Here is a 19432-nt window from a genome sequence, read left to right as displayed (position 1 = left end):
GGCCAGGACGGCTCTCTGGTCGGGTTATCCGGTTGCCGCGATGGATGCGTGCACGATGTCGACGATGAGGGCCACGAACTCGTCGGGGTTCCAGGCCTCGTGGATCTGGTGGGCGAGGAACAGGCCATCCGTCGCGGCGATGACGAGCTGGGCCAGGTGTTGGGGGAGCCGAGGTCGGGTGGTGAGCACGCTCGGAGTGAGTTCCCGGGCGAACCAGTCCGCGAGATTGCCCTCGACCGAATCGCGGATCTGCAGGAACAGCGTGCGGGCCGCCGGCTCCGTCTCTCGTTTCTCCAGGGTCAGCATGTGGCCTATTCGCAGGAAGTCCGGTGCAGCGGGAAGGCTCCGCACCGATGTGGAGAGGACCGCTGCGAGCCCCTCGGTGAGTGGAACGCCCGCGGCCAGCGGCGCCAAGGCGGGTTGCTGAGCGCGCCACTCGTCGAAGCTGTGCCGGACCACCTCGGCCAGGAGCTCGTCCTTGTCCTTGAAGTACCAGTAGACCGAGCTGACCGGCAGACCAGACCGCTTCGTGATCTTCGAGATGGTGGTGGGCTCATACCCGGACTCGGCCGCGATGCGTGCGGCGGCGTCGAGGATCAACCCCCGGGAATCGGCTGGCTCCTGTCGCCTTCGGGACGGTGTGCGGATCTCGGCGGGCGCCGGATGGGGGCCGCCGAGAATGGCCCTCTCGGCGAAGGCGTTCAGCCCTGTCGCGAGCATCTCGATGAGGATCTCGTGGTCCCAGTCCTGACCGGTCTGCAGTCCGATGTAGAGGCCGTCCACCACGGCGAGGTGGTAGCGGGCGAGCCTGGCCGGAAGCGACGCGTCCCGCGTTGTCACGCCAGCCGGGAGGATGTGCCGCCACCAGTCGGCGAGATCGGCTTGGGTGTCGTGGCGAACGGAGAGGAAGCGGATGCGGGCCGATGGTTCTGGTTCCCGCTTCTCCAGCGCCAGCATGAGGCCCAATTTCCAGAACCCCGGTGACACCACGAAGCTGTGGGCCACGGACCGCATCCTTCGGCGGATTTGCGTCAGACGATCAGCAGCATCGATGGCGTGCGACGATTTCGGCACGGTCGCGCGCCACATCAGGAAGCTGTGTTCGAGGGCTTGAGCGAGCAGGTCGTCCTTGTCCTTGAAGTGCCAGTACACGGAGCTCGCGGGAAGCCCCGTTCGTTCGGTGACCAGCCCGATGCTGGTTCCGGAGTATCCGCGCTCGACGGCGATCGCCATGGCCGCATCGAGGATGCGCTGGCGCGACTCGTCGCCCCCGCGGTGCCTGCGCTGGGTTTTCCTCTGCATTGACTCCTCTTGATGTTGTGGTCCGCCTCGTGCCGGTTCAACGCGGCCGGATCCCATGCCGATGCGGCGCACGGTAGTGCTCGCGGTCACCGTGCCTCGGCCCGGCCGTGCCCGGTGCAGAAGGAGAGGCGGTTGCGCTGGAGAACCGGCTGCCGGGCAAAGGTCTCCGACGAGGGGTTCACGGGGCGGTCGCTGCGATGTACTCGGCCGAGATCCTCCCGGCGGCACGACGCACGCGTGCGGCGTTGGCACTGTGGTTGAAGCGGGTCGTCGCACCGGAGATCGAAATGGCGGCGATCGCACGGCCGTCGACCAGGATGGGTGCGGCCACGCACGTCAATCCGAGGGCGGCTTCCTCGTGGTCGAACGCGATCCCGTTGGTGCGCACGCGATCGAGAACGTTCACGAAGCGCCAGGGTTCTGCGATGGAGTACGGCGTCCTTCGCTGCAGCCCTGCGGTCACCACGCGCTGTGCCACCGACCGCTCGCTGAAGGCAACGATCGCTTTGCCCAGCCCGACGCAGGCCGCCGGCATCCGGCCACCCACCGCGGTGGGGGTCTCGACGGCGTGATGGCCGTGGATCTTCTCGAGGTAGACGACGTCGACGCCATCCAGAATGGCCAGGTGCACCACGTTGCCGGTGCTGACGTAGAGGTCGCTGAGGTAGGGCATGGCGAGGTCACGCAACCCCTGCGGTCGGCAGTGGTGCGCGCGATTGCCGAGTTCGAACAGCAGCGAGCTGATGCGGTAGTCGGTTCCGACTCGCTCGATGTAACCGCTGTGCTCCAGCCCTGCCAGCAACCGGAACGCGGTTGACTTCGGGATACCGGCTCGGCGTGCGAGTTCACTGACTCCCAGGTTGGGGCCACCTTGCCGGAAGGCCTCGAGCAGCTGCAGCGCCTTGGTCACCGAAGTGCTGGTGCTGTCGCGGGAGGCGGCCGGCCGAGGCATCCCAGGCGCAGCGGGGGAGACGTGGGCGGAGGAATGATCCACGTTGGTGCCGGTGGTCATAGGCGGAGCCCCTTCCTCGGTACATGCCTGCCATGGATGTGATGCCAATCACCAAGGGGAGTGTAGTGGTCGATACAGGGAATCGGCGGGACTGAATCGTTCACAGTTGTTAGACGTGCCGTTCACCTGGTGTTTCTTGCTGAAATTTCGCATCGCTGTGCTGCAGAGCGGAACGCTCAGCCGCTCGCCTTCTCCGGGTCGTGCTCTCGGCCACGCGGCCGGACTCGAGCGGGCGGGCGGCCTGAGCGCTGTGGTCCGTGCGCACGTTCCGCCCACCAGCACAGGTCTCTCCCGCAGACGGGCAGAACGCCACACCCTCGTGGAGGAGTTGGCGTGGTGGCCGCCCGGTGGCGGGGAAAGAGGGCACAGGTGTCATCGATGGAGGAGCGACCCAGCGGACTGGGCCTGCCCGAGCTGGGCTGGTCCGAGGATGCGCACGCACTGCGGCTGCGCTTGCGCGCGCTGCTCGACGAGAGCGCGCCCTTGGTCTTGCCCGGCGTCACGGATGTCCTCGGCATGCGGCTCGTGGAGCGCGCGGGGTTCCCCGCCGCGTACGCGACCGGAGCCGGCTTGGCGAACGCTCAGCACGGGCTTCCCGACATCGGGCTCGTCTCGTCCGCAGAGGTCGTCGACCACGTTGGAAGCCTCACGAGCGGTTCGGGGATCCCGCTGGTGGTGGACGCGGACACCGGATTTGGCGGGCCGCTGACCGCCATGCGCACGGTTCGGCGGCTCGAACGAGCCGGTGCTGCCGCCATCCAGCTGGAAGACCAGGAGATGCCGAAGCGTTGTGGGCACTTCGACGGGCATGCGCTCATTCCTCGCGAGCACATGCAGACCAAGATCGCGGCCGCGCTCGAGGCGCGCAGCGACGACGCCTTGGCGCTGATCGCCCGCACAGATGCGCGCAGCGTCCACGACATCGATGAGGCCATCGCGCGTGCGCACGCCTACGTCGAGGCCGGTGCCGACGTGATCTTCGTGGAGGCGCCTCGCACCGTCGACGAGCTCGCTCGGGTCGGCAGGGAGCTCGCCGGTGTGCCACTGGTGGTCAACGTCGTCGAGGGTGGCAGGACCCCGGAGCTGGAGTTGAAGGAGTACGCCGACCTGGGATTCTCACTCGTCCTCTTCGCGAATTTTTTGATGCGGTCGATGATGGCGGCGGGCGCCGAGGCGCTCGCCCATCTGAGGAGGCACGGTGAAACGGCGAGCCGTGCGAGCCGGATGGTCTCGTGGGAGCAACGGCAGGAGCTGTTCCACCTGCGCCAGTTCAGCGAGGCCGAGGCCCTGCTCGACAGGCCTTGGGGCGCCGGGGGGTCGGCATGATCCCGGGCCTGCCCTACGCGGAGCAGTTGCCGGAACGGGTTGGTGTGCTCGTCCTGGGTTCTGGGCTCGCTGGTTGTGCGGCGCTGCTGGCAGCCGCTGAAGCCGGCCAGTACGCCGTCATGCTCGAGAAGACCTCCGACATCGGGGGCTCCACGGTCAAGTCCGCCGGGCTCTCGGCGTTCGCCGGCACCGAGGAGCAGTCGGCACAGGGCATCGCCGACTCCGTCGAGTCGCTCCGCGGAGACCTCCTGAACACCGGTCGGCACCTGTCCGACGAGCGCTTGGTCGACTTGTACTGCGAACACCAGCTGGAGACCTACCGGTGGCTGCGATCGCACGGGGTGCGGTACGGGGAAGTGCACGCCGCCTCGGGCCAGTCCGTGCCCCGCTCGCACCCGACCGATACCACGGCGATGCTGGTCCACCTCCTCCGCGCCGCCGGGCGGTTGGGCGCCCGCCTCGTGATGGAGGCACCGGCCTGCCGGCTGCTGCGCGAAGGCGGTCGGATCGTCGGTGCGGAGGTCGAGGCACCGGACGGCCTGCGCCGCGTGAGCGCCGACGCGGTGGTGGTGGCAACGGGCGGCTTCTCGCAGAACTCCGAGCTACTGACCCGGTTCGCGCCGCAGATGGACGATGCGCTCCGAGCTGGCGGATCGGGTTGCACGGGCGACGGTCTGCTGATGGGCTGGCAGCTCGGTGCCGGGATCGTGGACACGCCGCACATCAAAGGCACCTACGGCCACTACTTCGAGCCGCATCCGCACGAGGACGGCACCGGTGTCCTCGCTGTCTACAAAGGCGCTATCGCTGTCAATCGCGAAGGTCGGCGCTTCGTCGACGAATCTCTGCCCTACAAGGAGATCGGGGACGCCGCACTGGCGCAGGGAGGTACGACCACTTACCAGGTTTTCGACGCGCGAGTGCTTGCCCGCACCAACGATGAAGTGGCGATCTACGACTTCGCAGGTCGGGACCGAGCTGGGATGCTCGTCAAGGCCGACACTGTCGCGGAGCTCGAGACCAAGCTCGGCATTCCCGAGGGCTCGCTGGTGGCCGCGGTCACCGACTACAACGACCGGATCGTCGCCGGGGAGCGAGACCCGCTCGGCCGCAGGCACCTCTCCGGCGGCGTGGGATCGCCCTTCGCCCTGGAACAGCCGCCGTTCTACGCGCATCCGTCGGGCACGGTCGTGCTGGCCACCTATTGCGGGCTCACCGTCGATGCGCGACTGAAGGTGGTGGACGTCTTCGGCGAGCCGATCGAGCGGCTCTACGCGGCCGGTGAAGTCATCGGCGGCTTCCACGGTGCCGGGTACATGACCGGCACCTCGATCGGCAAAGCGGCCATCTTCGGTCGTCTCGCGGGCACGCACGCTGCCGCTGAGGAGAGTGAGCGGGAGTGGTGAGTTCCTTCGACTTGCACGGAGAGGTAGCCCTGGTGGTGGGAGCCGCCGTCGGCGGCCTCGGTGAGCGGGCCGCCCGTGCGCTGGCGGGTCGGGGTGCGGCTCTCGCAGTGGCCGACATGGCCGGCCGCAACGAGGATCTCGCCCGGACCGCGGAGGCGACCGGTGCCACGAGTCATGCGGTCGACGTCACCGACGAGACCGCGGTGGCCGCGCTGTTCACCGAGGTCCAGAGCTTGCACGGCCGAATCGACGTGGTCGTCAACGCGGCCGGCGTCATGCTGCGCAAGTCCTACGACGAGACCTCTCTGGAGGAGTTCGAGCGCGTGGTCCGGGTGAACCTGACGGGCGCCTGGCTCGTCGGCCGACAAGCCGGGATCACGATGACCGCGTCCGGCACGGCGGGTCGGATCGTCAATCTCACCACTGTTTACGCGGAACGCGTCGGACCGGTCCCGGAGTCGGCGTACTACGCCTCGAAGGCGGGAGTGGCCAACGTGACGCGTTCCTTGGCGGCGGAGCTAGGGCCGTGCGGTATCACGGTGAACTGCCTCGCGCCTGGAGTCTTCTACCCGACGCAGATGACCGCCGCGCTCGGTGCGGACCCGGAGCGGCTCGCCTGGTTCGGCGAGCGCACGATGCTCGGTCGGCTGGGTGATCCTGACAGCGATTTCGCCGGCCCGCTGCTACTGCTCGCGAGTCGCGCGTCCTCGTACGTGACCGGGCAGGTCCTCTACGTCGACGGCGGCTGGTCCGCCTGGTGATCCGGTTCTACCGACCCATCGAAGGAAACGAACGAGGGGAGTTCAGATGACCGGCGGCCGCACGGCCCTGCTGCTGCTCGACTACCAGGTCGCGCTGTGCGAAGAGGGCCCGCACCTGCGGATGCCGCCCCTGGCCGAGCAGGTCAGGGAGCGCGAGGTGATCTCACACGCCGAGAAAGTGCTGGCGTCCGCGCGGGAGGTCGACTGGCTGGTCGCCCACGTGCGACTCGCCTTCGACCCGACCTACGTGCTGCGCACCAACCGGCTGGTGCGCTTCGACGCCTACCCGGACCAGTGCGCCATGCTCGCCGATTCCCCCGAAGCGCAGATAGTCGAGGCGTTGGCGCCGGCTGAGGGGGAGCCCGTGGTGGACAAGGGCTGCGTGGACCCCTTCGTCGGCACGCCGCTGCTCCTCGCTCTCGCTGCGGAGGGAGTCCAGCACGTCGTGCTCGGTGGGGTCGCGACCAACCTCGTCGTCGAATCGGCCGCTCGGCACGCCTCCGATTCAGGGCTGCAGGTCACCGTGGTGGAGGACATGTGCGCCTCCTTCCGGCCGGACCTGCACGAATTCTCGATTCAGCACCTGATGCCGATGTTCGGCTCGGTGACGACGGCCGACGAGCTGATCGGAGCGATGTGATGGGACAGCAGGTGGACGGCTACGACGTGGTGGTGGTCGGAGGCGGTGTCGCCGGGCTCTCCGCGGCGTGCGCTGCCGCTGAGGCCGGCGCTCGGGTTGCGCTGCTCGAGCGCGCTGTTGAGTCCGAGAGCGGTGGGAACACCCGTTACACCGAGGCTTTCCTCCGCATGAAGTCGGTGGAGCAGACCGCCGATGGACTTGAGGACAGCCTCGTCGAAGATTTCATGGGGCATCCGGACCCGGGCGTCGTCCAAGACGCGGCACTGCTGTCGGAGTCCCGTCAGCCTTCGCTCTCGAAGGCGCACCACGTGATCGACCTCGACTACGTCGCGGAGTTCAGCACGTCCGCCCCTGCGACGTTGGCGTGGATGACGGGCCACGGCGTCAAGTTCGAGTTCCTGCCCACACCGTTCCTCACCACCTCCACCTCGCGGATGGCGCCAGTCGGCGGTGGGCTGGCGATCGTCGAGGTGATGGGCGAGGCGGCCCGCGGTCTCGGCGTGGAATTCCTCTTCGAGACCACGGCCCGATCGCTGCTCGTCGAGGACGGTGAGGTCCGCGGTGTCTCCGCGAAGACGGCCGGTGGCTGGCGCGTGTTCCGGGGGCGCGTCGTGCTGGCCTCGGGCGGCTACCAGGGCAACGCCGAGATGATGGCCCGCTACCACGGTGACAAGGCCTTGACCACGCGTCCGGTCGCCCGGGGTGGCAACTACAACAAGGGCGAAGGCATCGAGATGGCCCTGGCCGCGGGCGCCGCGACGGCCGGCAACTTCTCCCTCTTCCACGCCGAACCGGTTGACCCCAGATCAGGCGAGCCGGAGGCTGCGATCTTCTGCTTCCCCCACGGGATCCTCGTCAACGAGGAAGGGGAGCGTTTCGTCGACGAGGCGCGCGGACCCATCGATGCCTGGTACGAGAGGACCACACGCGACATCCATGCCCAGACCGGCGGCATCGCGTGGGTTCTGCTCGACCAGCAGTCCCTTGCGGTGCCCAACATCATGTCCGGCGTTCGCACCGGAGTCGCGCCGGTCAGTGCTGACTCCGTCGCGGCGCTCGCGGAAAAGCTGGGCCTCCCGGTCGACCGCCTGCAAGCTACGGTCGCCGCTTACAACGACGCCTGCCAGGACGGGCCGTTCGACCACACCGTTCCGGATGGACTGGCAACGCGAGGGCTTGAACCGGCCAAGTCGAACTGGGCTCGCCCGCTGGTCAAAGGCCCATTCGTGGCTTACCCGATCATGGCTGCCGCAGTGTTCACCTTCGGTGGCCTCAAGACCACCGCAGCCGCCGAGGTCGTCGACCGCGACGGCCGGCCGATCGTCGGCCTCTACGCCGCCGGTGAGGTGACCGGGCTCTACTACTCGAACTACACCGGCTCGACGTCGGTGCTGCGGGGAGCGACGTTCGGCAAGATCGCGGGCGGGCGGGCGGCTGCGCTGAGCGCACTCAGCCCGGAAGAGGACGGATCGGAGGGGCGGCCCTGAGATGCGCATCTGGCACCAGAGCTTCACGGTTCTCGATGACGTTCCGCACTACCGCGATGCCCTGGCCCGGCACCTGCACGAGCAGGCCTCATCGGGCACTGAGATCGACTTGCACGGGATGAAGCCCGGAACCTATCCGTCCGACTACCCGGGCACGCACATCGGCCACACCTACCTCGCGGGCCTGCACAAGGAGCAGTTCGTGCAGGCGGCTCTGCGAGCGCAGGACGAGGGTTACGACGCGTTCCTCATCGCCACCATCCCCGATACGGCGTACGAAGAGGTCCGCACACTCCTCGACATCCCCGTGGTCGCCTTCGGACAGACCTCGGTGCTGATGGCGGCCCAGCTCGGAGATCGAGTCGGAATCGTCAACTTCATCGCCGAGCTGGAGCCCCAACTGCGCCGCAACATGCGCAACTACGGCCTCGACGCGTTGGTAGGTCCGATCACCCAGGTCGTTGCGGGTTTCACCGACGTGATGGCGGCCTACGCCGATCCGCAGCCGCTGGTGGACGCGTTCACCGAGGCGGCACGCCGAGCCATCGATCGGGGGGCGAATGTGATCGTCCCAGGTGAAGGTCCGCTCAACGTGTTCCTCGCAGACCTGGGGATCAGCCGCGTCGACGATGTGCCGGTGCTCGACTCGCTCGGCACGTGCGTTCGCATGGCGGAGTTGCGAGCGGCGCAGCACGCTGCGACCGGATTGTTGCCGTCGCGTGCCGGCTTCTACGGTGCGCAACCGTCACGCCCGCTGGTCGACGAGGCGCGAAATTTCTACGGATTTCCGGAAACCCTGCCATGACAACGGATCCGGAGGAGAAACGGCGGGTCGACGTCGCGATCGTCGGCGGTGGTGCCTGCGGGCTGATGACGGCGCTCCGCGCTGCTGCGGACCCTGATCTCGTCATCGCAGTCCTGGAGAAGTCCAGCCGTGAGGGTTGCAACGCAGCCATCTCCAGCGGAAGCCTCGCCGCAGCCGGTACCCGGTTCCAGGCCGCGGCTGGAATCGTTGATTCCCCGCAGCGACACGCCAACGACATCCTGGCCGCCAGCGGCGACGAGGAGTTGCGCCCCGTCGTGGAGGCGTTGTGCAAGGTAGCGCCCGAGTTCGTGGAGTGGATCGCCGACACCGGTTACCCGATCGAGCTCGGTGTGGACATGCCCCGCGCAGGAATGTCCGTGCCGCGTCTGCACGCGGACACCGGCCGCCTCTGCGGTGCTCGGCTGGTGCGGCACCTCCGCGCCCTGCTCGATCGGTCGCCCAACGCCGCGCTCGTCGACGAGGCGAAGGTCGTGGACCTGCTCGTCGACAACGGGTCGGTCGTCGGTGTCGTGGTCGAGCAAAACGGTTCGCGGCAGGAGTTCCTCGCCGCCGCTGTTGTGCTGGCCACCGATGGGTTCGCCGCCGACCCGACGCTGAGGGCCGAACACCTCGGCGACCTCGGCAACCCCTTCTACGCCGGCGTGGCCACCAGCACTGGGGATGCTCTGCGCTGGACCGCGCCCCTCGGCGCCCAGCTGCGCAACATGGGCGCCGCACTCCGCTCGGGTCTGGTCGTGATCGACCACGGAACTCGTGTGTCCCCGGCGCTTCAGTTCAACGGTGCGGTGCTCGTCAATGCCAGCGGCGAGCGGTTCGTTGACGAGGAGTCGATTGGCTATTCCGCTCTGGCCGGAATCCTGCGCAGGCAGCCTGGTGAGCGTGCGGCGATGGTCTTCGACGCAACCGCGATGGCGGCGACGCGGGAGTCGGAGATGATGCGCGACTGCCTGGCAGCGGGGGCGATCCGCGACCTCACCACCTTGGCCGAGCTCGCCGACGTCATGGGAACGAGCGAGAACCGTGCGAGCGCGGCGATCGCTCCCCGTCCTGGGCGACGCGTTCTGCGCCCGCCGTACCACCTCGCCTGGGTCACCCATGGTGTCCTCACCACGCAAGGGGGCTTGGTGGTCGATGCACAGGGCCGCGTGTTGGATCACGCGGGGGCCCCCATCCCAGGATTGTATGCCGGAGGTGGTGCGGCCTGCGGCCTGGCAGGGCCGCATTCCGATGGCTACTCCTCGGGCAGCGGTCTGCTCTCCGCATTCGGGATGGGCTGGATAGTGGGCAATCGCTTGGCTAAACGTGCGGCTTGAGACGCATTTCGCGGGGATGTTTGCGGAACTCCCTGCTTGGGGTTCGCCGTCAGGACGACGACCGCACGAGGACGATGTCTAACTGGTAGGGACCCTCGGCGTCCAACGTGCGCGGGGCTTGCCGTTGCACGGTTGACACGTTCTGCTCCGCAGCACGCAGAGGTGGTGCCGGAGCCCATCTTCTCCTTGACTCGTCTCCGTAGTGATTGCTCCAAGGAAAGAAGGCGCCATGCACGAGGCCGTCGAAAGGGCCCACAAGGCAGCCACCACCTTTCGCGAAGAAGCTGTTCCCAGCGATGAGCTGTGCAGGCTCACCGACCGAGCTGCGAACACCCTGCGCGAGACCGGGCTCATCCGGTTGCTGCAGCCTGTTGAGCACTCCGGCTTCGAAGCCCACCCGAACGACTTCCTCGAGGCGGTCATGGCCGTCGGCGCCGCATCGCCGTCGGCCGGCTGGGTGGCCGGTGTCGTGGGAGTCCACCCGTGGGAGATCGCGATGATGGACCCTAGGTTGCAAGAGGAGATCTGGGGCGAGGACCCCGACACGTGGGTGGCTTCGCCCTACGCGCCGATGGGCCGAGCCAAGCCCGTCGACGGCGGATTCCTCTTCAGCGGCCGATGGCCGTACTCCACGGGTACTGATCACGCCCAGTGGGCGGTGCTCGGCGGCATCGTCACCGATGCCGCTGGAGACGTGGGAAATCCCGCCGACATCCGGCACTTCGCGATTCCGCGCGAGGACTACGAAATCGTGGAGGACTCCTGGAACGTGATGGGCCTGGAGGGCACCGGTTCCAAGGACGTCGGGATGGCGGACGTCTTCGTCCCCGACTACCGAGTCGTCGAGGCGGGGCCGATGCTGTCCGGTCATTACGAGTCCCGTCAGCAGGGCAAAGCGCTCTACAAGTTGAAATTCCCGCTGGTGTTCTCAGCGGCGATCTCAGCAGGTACGCAGGGCATCGCCCAGGGAGCGTTGGCCGTGTACCACGCCTACATGTGCTCGCGGGTCTCCGCGGACGGCATCATCGCCAAGACCGATCCGACCCAGCTGGTGGTCTACGGCGATGCGGCCGCCGACATCGCGGCCAGCCGATCGCACCTGCTGGCCTCCATGGCGGAGCTCTTCGACCACGTGTCCAGTGGTGGCGACATCTCCCGGACCCAACGGCTGAGCTTCCGTCGCGACCAGGTGCGAGCGTCTCGCCGAGCCGTGGACGCGATCGACCGGCTCTACAAGGTCAGCGGTGCGAGCGGGATCCGCACCGACTTCCCCAATCAGCGGTACTGGCGTGACCTGCAAGCAGGGTTGAGCCACATCTGCAACATCGCGGACAACATCTACGCCGCGTGGGCTACCGACGACCTCGGCGGCGAGCCCTCGCAGACCGTTTTCGCCTGACCGAACCACTCAAGGAGGCACGGATGATCAAGGCGCTCGCCTACCTGGGGATCAATTCCCCGCGGTACGACGACTGGCGTTCCTTCGGCACCGAGTTCCTCGGTGCCCAACTCGCCGAAAAAGGGCCCGACGGCGCAGTTCGCCTTCGGGTCGATGACGCGGCTTGGCGGCTCCAAATCCACCCCGCTGAGGCCGACGCCGTGGCCTACATCGGCTGGGCGGTCGATTACGAGGAGGACCTGGACGCGATCACCGCGAAGTTGTCGGCGGCCGGCGTCACCGCCGAACGCGGCTCAGAGGCGGACGCCGACGCGCGCAACGTCAACCGGCTGATCACCTTCGAGGACCCGTGGGGGTTCCGGCACGAGGTCGTCTGGGGCCAGCACGCCGACCCGGCGAGCTTCCACCCGGGTCGGCCGATCTCCGGCTTCGTCACCGGGAGCCAAGGCCTGGGCCACGTGCTGCTGATGATGCCTGACATCGAGGCGGGACACGCCTTCTTCAGCGGCGTCCTCGGGTTCGAGCTCTCGGACAAGATCATCGTGCCGGGTCGGCTGAACGCTCGTTTCTACCACGCGAATGCTCGCCACCACACGCTCGCGCTGGGACAGTGCCAGCCGGGGAGCGCAGGCCTCAACCACCTGATGTTGCAGGTGAACTCGATGGACGACGTCGGCACCGCCTACGACATGGCGGAGGAGAAGGGGGTCCCCCTCACCCTGGGACTCGGGCGGCACACCAACGACAAGATGTTCAGCTTCTACTGCAGCACGCCGTCGTCGTTCCACATCGAGTACGGATTCGATGGGCTCGAGGTGACGCCCGGCGAGTGGGTGCCGCGGGTCTACGGCAAGACGGCGATCTGGGGCCACCAGTTGCAGCCCGGGGCGGAGGCACGGCCGCCCGGCATCATGCACCAGCTGTCGGCCGAAACTGGAGCGACCCAGGATCTGGCAGCGGACGAATCCGCCTCGGCCGCCGTCTGAGCGAACGTGCGAAGAGCGCCCTGGAGTTCCAGGGCGCTCTTCGTCAGCTACCACCGGCGCCCGACCAGGTCACAGGGGGAAGTCGCTCTCGTACCAGAGCAGCTGGTCGCGCAGGCCTGCCTTGTGGCTTCCGGGACCGCAGCTCCTCCCGAGGTCGTGCTCGGCCGCGGCAGCAGCCCCCTTGACGGTTCGGATCCAGTCCTTGACCTGCTGGCCGCCGACGCCCGAAGGCAATTGAGTCACCCGCACCACCATCGAGATGTCGCCGTCCGGGCTGCGGACCGGGACCACGATGGCGCCGACGTCGTAGGTCCCATCCTCGTGCAACTCGACGTCTTCGAAGAACTGCCTCGTCTGGGCCAGCGCTTCGCGGACCGCCCGCTCGCGGGCTGGTGTCAGTTCTCGCGAGGAGTACTCGCGGAGTGCGTCTAGAAGCCGGTCGTAGGCAGCGCGTTCCTGGGGGTCGACTATGGACAGAGCCGCACCGTGCCGCTCCACGCTGGCCAGCCGACTGCGGTAGTGCTCCACCAGATCGGGTTCAGCGGGCGAGACTTTGGCCAGCCACCGTTCGACCACCTCTGTCCGTGCACCGGCTACGTAGGCCTCACCGATCGGCGGGGTCAGCGGTACTCGTTCGCCCAGCGCCGCGACCCTCGATGCGGTGCCGCCGCATGCGCTCACCGCTGTCGTGAGCTCTTCGGCGCCGATTGCCACAAGAGCAGCGGCCTCGCATCGCAGGTCGTGCGCCAGGCGCTCGACGTGGTTTCGCGCCGAGTCGGCGTGCCGGAGCGCTCCGATCAGCTCGGCGTCACCTCTGGTGGCCGTCCCGCAGGGGGAGAAGCCGCCGAAACCTCCTTGGAAGAACAGCAGCGGGGTGACCGGCCGGTTGACGGCCATCGCCTCCACCGAGCAGAGCACGATCAAGTGATCGCCGGCCTCCACCGTCGAGTGTGTGCTGCAGTGGATGTGGGCGACCGCACCATCGAGGGCCGGGGCGTGCCAATCCGAGACGTGCCACGAGACCTGGTCGAACTTGTCGCCCCTCGGCACCGCCATCGTGCGGCACAGCGAGAGTTGGTCGTGAGCGAGGACGTTGATGCACAGAGTGGGAGCCTTGGCCAGCCGAGCATACGTTCGTGAGCTCTTCTGCGGCATGAACGACACCAGGGGTGGCTCCAGCGAAACCGCGCTGAAAGTACCGATGACCATTCCGATCGGTTCGTCGTCATCGAACCCGGTGGCCACGGCGACACCAGTGGGGTAGTGGCCGATGACCTCGCGAAACACCGCCGGGTCGACACCGGTCCGTTCTTCGGGGACGGTCACATGATCACCTCCTGACCGTGTTGTGAACATGGGCACGCAGCAACGCTAGGCAGATCGTGAGCACGAGCCCAGTTCGCGGTTCCGCCCCTCGGACCGTGATGTTCTCGTTGAGAAGGTGCCACTCGGGGGTGTGCGGGAAGTCGGTTCGTCGTGCCGGTTGCCGGAACGCCGGACTCCTCTCGGGGGAATCTCACCGACCACACTGCGGAGGCGCATCGCCTACCACAGGAGCGCTTATGCCTTCCCTCATCGGAAAACGCCGCGCGTGGTTCACGGTCGGGTTCTCCACCTTGGCCATGACGCTCTCGGTCAACGGACTGGTCTTGGCGCCCTACGGAATCATGATCAAACCCATTGGCGACGAGTTCGGCTGGTCGCGCACCACCGTCACCGGTGCTCTGAGCCTCTTCGCCTTGACCGCGGCGCTGGTGATGCCACTGATGGGTGGGCTGCTCGACCGCTATGGGTTCCGCAGGGTGGTCGTTCCCGGGGTGCTCATCAGCGGCATCCTGCTGGCGTTGCTCGCGGTGGTGCCCCCGTCGATCGCGCTGTGGTTCCTCATCATGGGTGTTCTCGGTGTCGTTTCCACCCCGCAGAACGGTGTTCCCTACTACAAACTCGCCTCTCAGTGGTTGGATGGTCGACGAGGTTTGGCGTTGGGGATCATCGGGACCGGCGGGGCGGTTGGCGGCGCCTTGGTCCCCCAGTACGTCGGAGCTCTCATCGAGCTCTTCAACTGGCGGTTGGCGTTCCTCGGGCTCGGCATCCTGCTGGTCGTCGTGACATTGCCCATCGCCTCGTTCCTGCTGCGCGAGCCGTACCGGCACGAACTCCCACAGCTGAAGGTTCACCACGAAAGCGGTGAGCTTCCTGGGATGGAGTTGGGAGAAGCGTTGCGGTCTCGGAAGTTCTGGCAACTCATCGTGGCCGTGCTGCTGGTTGGCTCAGCGGTCCCGGGAGTGGTTGTGCAGATGGTTCCCCTCCTGACGGATCAGGGGTTGTCCACGGACCTGGCAATCGTGATCGTGTCCGCGATGGGACTCGCCACGATGTTCGGCCGCCTGGCCGGCGGCTTCCTCCTGGACTACCTGCACGCTCCTAGAGTGGCAGCAGTCGTCTTCTCAGCCCCCATTCTGGGATTCATCCTGCTCACCAACGGTGATTTCGTCCCCGCCTTGATCGGTGCGCTGCTGGTCGGGATGGCTCTCGGTGGTGAGGGCGACTTGGTCTCCTACATGACCTCCCGTTACATGGGAGTCAGGTTCTTCGGGCAGATCTACGGCATCTTCATGGCCGTGCTGGCGTTCGGCTACGCTTTCGGCCCGTTCGCCTTCGCAGCGTCCTACGATCTCACCGGTTCCTACGATGCCGCTTTCATGGTCGCCGGTGCGGGATTGGTCGTCTCGAGCTTGTTGGTTCTGCGGATGGGCCCCTACAACTACCCACCGATTCCGGCGTCGCACCGCCCGTCGGACGTGGATGACGCGGAAGGACTCTCGCCGACGCAACCCGGTGCATGAGCCACTCCCGCTCTCTGCGGGGCCGTTCTTCGTCTCAAACCGTTCGGCAATGGCTCCGCGATTGGATCGTCGAGCCGCGCACCGTCAATGACTCAGGGAGTGACCCGTGTCCGAAACCACCTCTGCTTCGACGAAGTTGAGCAGACGATCCTTGCTCGGCAAGAGTTCCACGATCGCCGTCGCCGCCGCTGGATCCGCTTGGGCGGCCTCCTGCGACACCGGTTCCGAGAGTGCTGCGGTGGAAGACGGGACCGCGCCCGCGTCGCCAGGGTCGCAAGGGGATCGTCTGGTGTTGCTGGGCACGGGCGGCGGACCGATCTGGTGGCCCGGTACCGACCGCAGGGGCTTCGCCGCGGCAGTGGTCGCCAACGAGAAGGTCTACCTGATTGATTGCGGCGCGGGAGTGGGGGAGCGCCTGAAGCAGGCATACCTCGTGCCTCCGGAGAAGCAGAAGCCCGATCGGTCCGGGGGATTGGAGCAACTCCGAGGGGTGTTCCTGACCCATTTGCACTCCGACCACACGATCGACTACTTCAACCTCTTTCTCTACGGCTGGTTCAACGGGCTCCGCGATGTGGAGTCACCGGTCGACGTCTACGGTCCCGGGCGGCGTGGCGAGCTCGAACCGGTGTTCACGCCGCCGGGGAAGAAGGCATCTGAGCCGCCCGTGATCAATCCGGAGAACCCGACACCGGGAACGGTCGACATGACCGAGTACCTGTATCAGGCGTACGCGCTTGACGTGAACGACCGCATGCGCGACGGCGGCCAGCCGAACCTGCGCGACCTGGTGCACGTCCACGACATCGATCCGCCGCTTCCGCAGGGCTTCGATCCGAATGAGACTCCCGCGCCGTCGATGGATCCCTTCCTCGTGCACGAGGACGAGAACGTGCGGGTCACGGCGACACTGGTCGACCACCGTCCGATGTTCCCCGCGTTCGGATTCCGGTTCGACACCCCCAGCGGCTCCGTCGTCTTCTCCGGGGACACGTGCCGCAGCGAGAACCTGATCGAGCTGGCTCGGGATTGCGACCTGCTGGTGCACGAGGTGATCAGCTGGGACTACATCAACCGGGCATCGTCACCCGCGGGAAGGAACCACCTGCTGCAGTCGCACACCCCCGTCGATCAGGTGGGCCGAGTCGCTGCCGACTGCGGTGCGAGAACACTGGTGCTCGCGCACATCGTCCCGGGCAATTGCCCCGATGAGAAGCTGCTCGCTGCGCAAGAGGGCTACACCGGTGAGTTGGTGATCGGCAGGGATCTCATGCAGATCCCGCTCCGCGGTTGAAGCCCTTCGCAGATCGGGCGTTCGGTCGTGCCGATCCTGCGGACATGCCGAGAGATCACGGGCGTTCATGTGCGTACCGCTGTGCGGGACGTACGCCTGGTTCGAGGCGTGCGTGTGCCTCGAAAGTGGGAGCCATGTCCCAGACCACGATTATCACCGCGGTGAGCGACCCACGCATCGCAGCAGCCGCCGCCGCAGTGTCAGGACTCGAAGCGCTCTCCTTCCGTTTCGAGCGAGGAGCCACAACATGAACAAGTGCAAGGTCGCGATCATCGGGTCGGGCAACATCGGCACCGACCTCATGATCAAGGTGCTGCGCCGTTCGGAACACCTCGAGATGGGTGCGATGGTGGGGATCGACCCGGCGTCGGACGGGTTGGCGAGAGCTGCGCGCTTGGGAGTGCCCACCACCGCGGCGGGGATCGACGGGCTCGTCGAGATGCCGGAATTCGACGACATCGAGATCGTCTTCGACGCGACTTCGGCCAAGGCCCACGTCGCGAACAACGCCCGCCTGGCACCGTTGGGCAAGCGCATCATTGATCTGACACCAGCGGCCGTAGGTCCGTATGTCGTGCCGGCTGTCAACACCGATGAGCATCTGGACGCGCCCAATGTGAACATGGTGACGTGCGGGGGCCAGGCGACCATTCCTGTGGTCGCGGCGGTATCGCGCGTGGCGCCGGTGGCCTACGCGGAGATCATCGCCTCGATCGCATCGAAGTCGGCAGGCCCGGGCACCCGCGCCAACATCGACGAGTTCACGGAAACCACTTCTGAGGCGATCGTGTCGGTAGGCGGAGCTCACCGGGGCAAGGCGATCATCATCCTCAATCCCGCAGAACCCCCGCTCGTCATGCGGGACACGGTCCTCTGCTTGGCCTCGGCTGCGGACTCCGCGACGCTCGAGGACATCCGACGGTCGGTTGAGGAGATGGTCGCTGACGTCGCGGCGTACGTACCCGGGTATCAGCTCAAGCAGCAGGTCCAAATCACCGAGATCCCGACCGATCAGCCCGTCGAGACGCTGTTCGCGGACGTGCCACGGCCCACGCACCAGGTCTCGGTCTTCCTCGAGGTCGAGGGAGCTGCGCACTACCTGCCCGCTTATGCAGGCAACCTCGACATCATGACCTCCGCCGGCCTGCAGATCGCCGAGCGCATCGCCCGGCACAACGGAGCCGCCCGATGAACCAGCACAGGCTTTTCATCCAGGACGTGACCCTCAGGGATGGGATGCACGCGATGCGACACCGCATCGCGCCATCGGACATCAAGCGAATCGTGGCCTCGCTCGACGCAGCGGGCGTCAGCGCGATCGAGGTCTCCCACGGCGACGGCCTAGCAGGCGGGTCGCTCAACTACGGTCCTGGCTCGCACACCGACTGGGAATGGATCGAGGCCGCTGCCGACGTGATGGAACGCGCGCGGCTCACGACGCTGCTGCTGCCCGGCGTTGGAACAGTGCGCGACCTCAAGCGGGCGTACGACCTCGGTGTCCGCTCGGTCCGGATCGCCACGCACTGCACCGAGGCTGATGTCGCCGCGCAGCACATCGAGACTGCGCGTGAGATCGGCATGGATGTGTCGGGATTTCTGATGATGAGCCACATGGTGCCCGCCGCCGAGTTGGCCCAGCAGGCCAAGATGATGGCGTCGTGCGGAGCGCACTGCGTTTACATCACCGATTCAGGCGGGCGGCTCACCATGGCCGGCGTTGCGGAAAGAGTGCGGGCCTACCGCGATGTCCTCGGGCCGGGCACCGAGATCGGCATCCACGCTCACGAGAACCTGTCGCTCTCCGTGGCGAACTCCGTCACGGCCGTGGAGAACGGTGTGACCCGAGTAGATGCGTCCTTGGCGGGCCACGGTGCCGGTGCTGGGAACTGCCCCATCGAGGCGTTCATCGCGGTCGCCGACATCTACGGATGGGACCACGGATGTGACCTGTACGCCCTTCAGGACGCCGCGGACGATGTCGTCCGCCCGCTCCAGGACCGTCCAGTGCGCGTCGACCGGGAGACTCTCACGCTGGGCTACGCCGGGGTGTACTCGAGCTTTCTGCGTCATGCCGAAGCTGCGTCCGCGCGCTACGGGATCGATGTCCGCACGCTCCTGCTCGAATCGGGTCGCCGAGGACTGGTGGGTGGCCAGGAGGACATGATCGTCGACATCGCGCTGACGCTGGTCGCGGAGCGGGAGCGGGAGAGCGGCTGACAGAGAGCGAGTCTCGCGTCGCGAGCGGCCAGTACCTGTCCCAGTGCGGAGCAGGAGTCCGGGGACAAGACGGGGGCCGCACGGTGTGCACGGTCCCCGCGTCAGGCTTGCGGAACCACAACCCTTGTACCTTCATGCTCACCTGACCAGCGAAAACACCGGCGCGGGACTGGGAGTCAAGGGGTCGTGGGTTCGAATCCCGCCGTCCCGACGGCTGTGACCAGCGGGTTCACCGATAGGTGACCCCGCTGGTTTCGTTTTGTGGGGTTGTGGTCGCAATGTGGTCGCCTCCTGTTTGATCGTGCTCTGGTGTGATCGGGCTAAGCGGCTTGGGCCGCGTTGAGTGTGTCGGCCATGGCGTCGACGGCTGCGTGTGCGGTGTGGCGTGCGAGGTGGCCGTAGATGTTGACGGTGACCGAGAGGGTTGAGTGGCGCATGGTCTTGGGGGCCACGCCGAGTGGGACGTTGCTGGCGATCAAGAGGGTTGCGGCTAGGTTCTGTCCTGTAATTGATCTAGCGGCGCGGTCTGGTTTGATCTTGGGTTGTGGTGGGTCGTGGTGAGTTGACGGATCGCGCGTGGGCGCGGATTGAGCCGCTGTTACCGCCGGTGTCAGGGA

16 protein-coding genes and 1 pseudogene are annotated in these 19432 nt (G+C 66.9%); 13 read left to right on the top strand and 4 right to left on the bottom strand.

The genetic code is table 11. The annotated features are described in order from the left end of the window. Positions 1 to 24: 24 nt before the first annotated feature. Both E1202_RS31785 and E1202_RS11660 read right to left on the bottom strand, forming a co-directional pair. Positions 25 to 1302, bottom strand: coding sequence for a TetR/AcrR family transcriptional regulator (locus E1202_RS31785; protein ID WP_207918573.1), 1278 nt, complete (start codon positions 1300 to 1302; stop codon positions 25 to 27). A 178-nt stretch (positions 1303 to 1480) separates the two neighbouring features. After that, positions 1481 to 2212, bottom strand: a complete 732-nt coding sequence (locus E1202_RS11660) for an IclR family transcriptional regulator (RefSeq protein ID WP_165943832.1) — start codon at positions 2210 to 2212, stop codon at positions 1481 to 1483. A 480-nt stretch (positions 2213 to 2692) separates the two neighbouring features. On the opposite strand from E1202_RS11660, the gene E1202_RS11655 reads away from it, so the two are divergent. The 9 genes from E1202_RS11655 (at position 2693) to E1202_RS11615 (ending at position 12458) form a co-directional block, all read left to right on the top strand. Beyond that, positions 2693 to 3640: an isocitrate lyase/PEP mutase family protein gene (locus E1202_RS11655; protein ID WP_132682888.1), complete on the top strand. Its 948-nt coding sequence runs from the start codon at positions 2693 to 2695 to the stop codon at positions 3638 to 3640. Then, positions 3637 to 5046, top strand: coding sequence for an FAD-dependent oxidoreductase (locus tag E1202_RS11650; RefSeq protein ID WP_132682886.1), 1410 nt, complete (start codon positions 3637 to 3639; stop codon positions 5044 to 5046). The genes E1202_RS11655 and E1202_RS11650 overlap by 4 nt, the downstream gene beginning before the upstream one ends. Further along, positions 5043 to 5807, top strand: a complete 765-nt coding sequence (locus E1202_RS11645) for an SDR family oxidoreductase (RefSeq protein ID WP_207918572.1) — start codon at positions 5043 to 5045, stop codon at positions 5805 to 5807. The genes E1202_RS11650 and E1202_RS11645 overlap by 4 nt, the downstream gene beginning before the upstream one ends. Before the next feature lie 46 nt (positions 5808 to 5853). After that, complete coding sequence (locus E1202_RS11640; RefSeq protein WP_132682884.1) at positions 5854 to 6447, top strand: cysteine hydrolase family protein; 594 nt, start codon at positions 5854 to 5856, stop codon at positions 6445 to 6447. Then, positions 6447 to 7934 (top strand): FAD-dependent oxidoreductase, encoded by a 1488-nt coding sequence (locus tag E1202_RS11635; RefSeq protein WP_132682882.1) that lies wholly within the window; start codon positions 6447 to 6449, stop codon positions 7932 to 7934. Before E1202_RS11640 ends, E1202_RS11635 begins: the two co-directional genes overlap by 1 nt. Position 7935: 1 nt before the next feature. Then, positions 7936 to 8739 (top strand): aspartate/glutamate racemase family protein, encoded by an 804-nt coding sequence (locus E1202_RS32130; protein WP_132682881.1) that lies wholly within the window; start codon positions 7936 to 7938, stop codon positions 8737 to 8739. Then, positions 8736 to 10073: an FAD-dependent oxidoreductase gene (locus E1202_RS11625; protein WP_132682879.1), complete on the top strand. Its 1338-nt coding sequence runs from the start codon at positions 8736 to 8738 to the stop codon at positions 10071 to 10073. Before E1202_RS32130 ends, E1202_RS11625 begins: the two co-directional genes overlap by 4 nt. Positions 10074 to 10302: 229 nt before the next feature. Next, positions 10303 to 11472: an acyl-CoA dehydrogenase family protein gene (locus E1202_RS11620; protein WP_132682877.1), complete on the top strand. Its 1170-nt coding sequence runs from the start codon at positions 10303 to 10305 to the stop codon at positions 11470 to 11472. Between the two features lie 23 nt (positions 11473 to 11495). Next, complete coding sequence (locus E1202_RS11615; protein ID WP_132682875.1) at positions 11496 to 12458, top strand: VOC family protein; 963 nt, start codon at positions 11496 to 11498, stop codon at positions 12456 to 12458. 69 nt (positions 12459 to 12527) lie between these two features. Here E1202_RS11615 and E1202_RS11610 read toward each other — a convergent pair whose 3' ends face one another. Beyond that, the gene (locus E1202_RS11610) at positions 12528 to 13784 is read right to left on the bottom strand and encodes a flavin reductase family protein (RefSeq protein ID WP_165943831.1); all 1257 of its coding nucleotides are present in this window, start codon (positions 13782 to 13784) and stop codon (positions 12528 to 12530) included. 236 nt (positions 13785 to 14020) lie between these two features. On the opposite strand from E1202_RS11610, the gene E1202_RS11605 reads away from it, so the two are divergent. From E1202_RS11605 to dmpG, 4 genes are all read left to right on the top strand, one after another. Next, positions 14021 to 15304, top strand: a complete 1284-nt coding sequence (locus tag E1202_RS11605) for an MFS transporter (RefSeq protein ID WP_165943830.1) — start codon at positions 14021 to 14023, stop codon at positions 15302 to 15304. 106 nt (positions 15305 to 15410) lie between these two features. Continuing rightward, a complete protein-coding gene (locus tag E1202_RS11600) occupies positions 15411 to 16598 on the top strand; it encodes an MBL fold metallo-hydrolase (RefSeq protein WP_132682871.1) in 1188 nt (395 codons plus the stop codon). Positions 16599 to 16845: 247 nt separating this feature from the next. Further along, positions 16846 to 17790 (top strand): acetaldehyde dehydrogenase (acetylating), encoded by a 945-nt coding sequence (locus tag E1202_RS11595; RefSeq protein WP_132683004.1) that lies wholly within the window; start codon positions 16846 to 16848, stop codon positions 17788 to 17790. Next, positions 17787 to 18815: a 4-hydroxy-2-oxovalerate aldolase gene (gene dmpG, locus E1202_RS11590; protein WP_132682869.1), complete on the top strand. Its 1029-nt coding sequence runs from the start codon at positions 17787 to 17789 to the stop codon at positions 18813 to 18815. Before E1202_RS11595 ends, dmpG begins: the two co-directional genes overlap by 4 nt. Positions 18816 to 19135: 320 nt before the next feature. On the opposite strand, the pseudogene E1202_RS31780 reads toward dmpG, so the two are convergent. Continuing rightward, positions 19136 to 19432 (bottom strand): annotated as a pseudogene (locus E1202_RS31780) (hypothetical protein); the annotation flags it as partial.

Source organism: Saccharopolyspora karakumensis (assembly GCF_004349225.1).
Lineage (GTDB): Bacteria > Actinomycetota > Actinomycetes > Mycobacteriales > Pseudonocardiaceae > Saccharopolyspora > Saccharopolyspora endophytica.
Note: the sequence above shows the minus strand (reverse complement) of the source record. Positions and strands in the feature narration are given on the sequence as shown.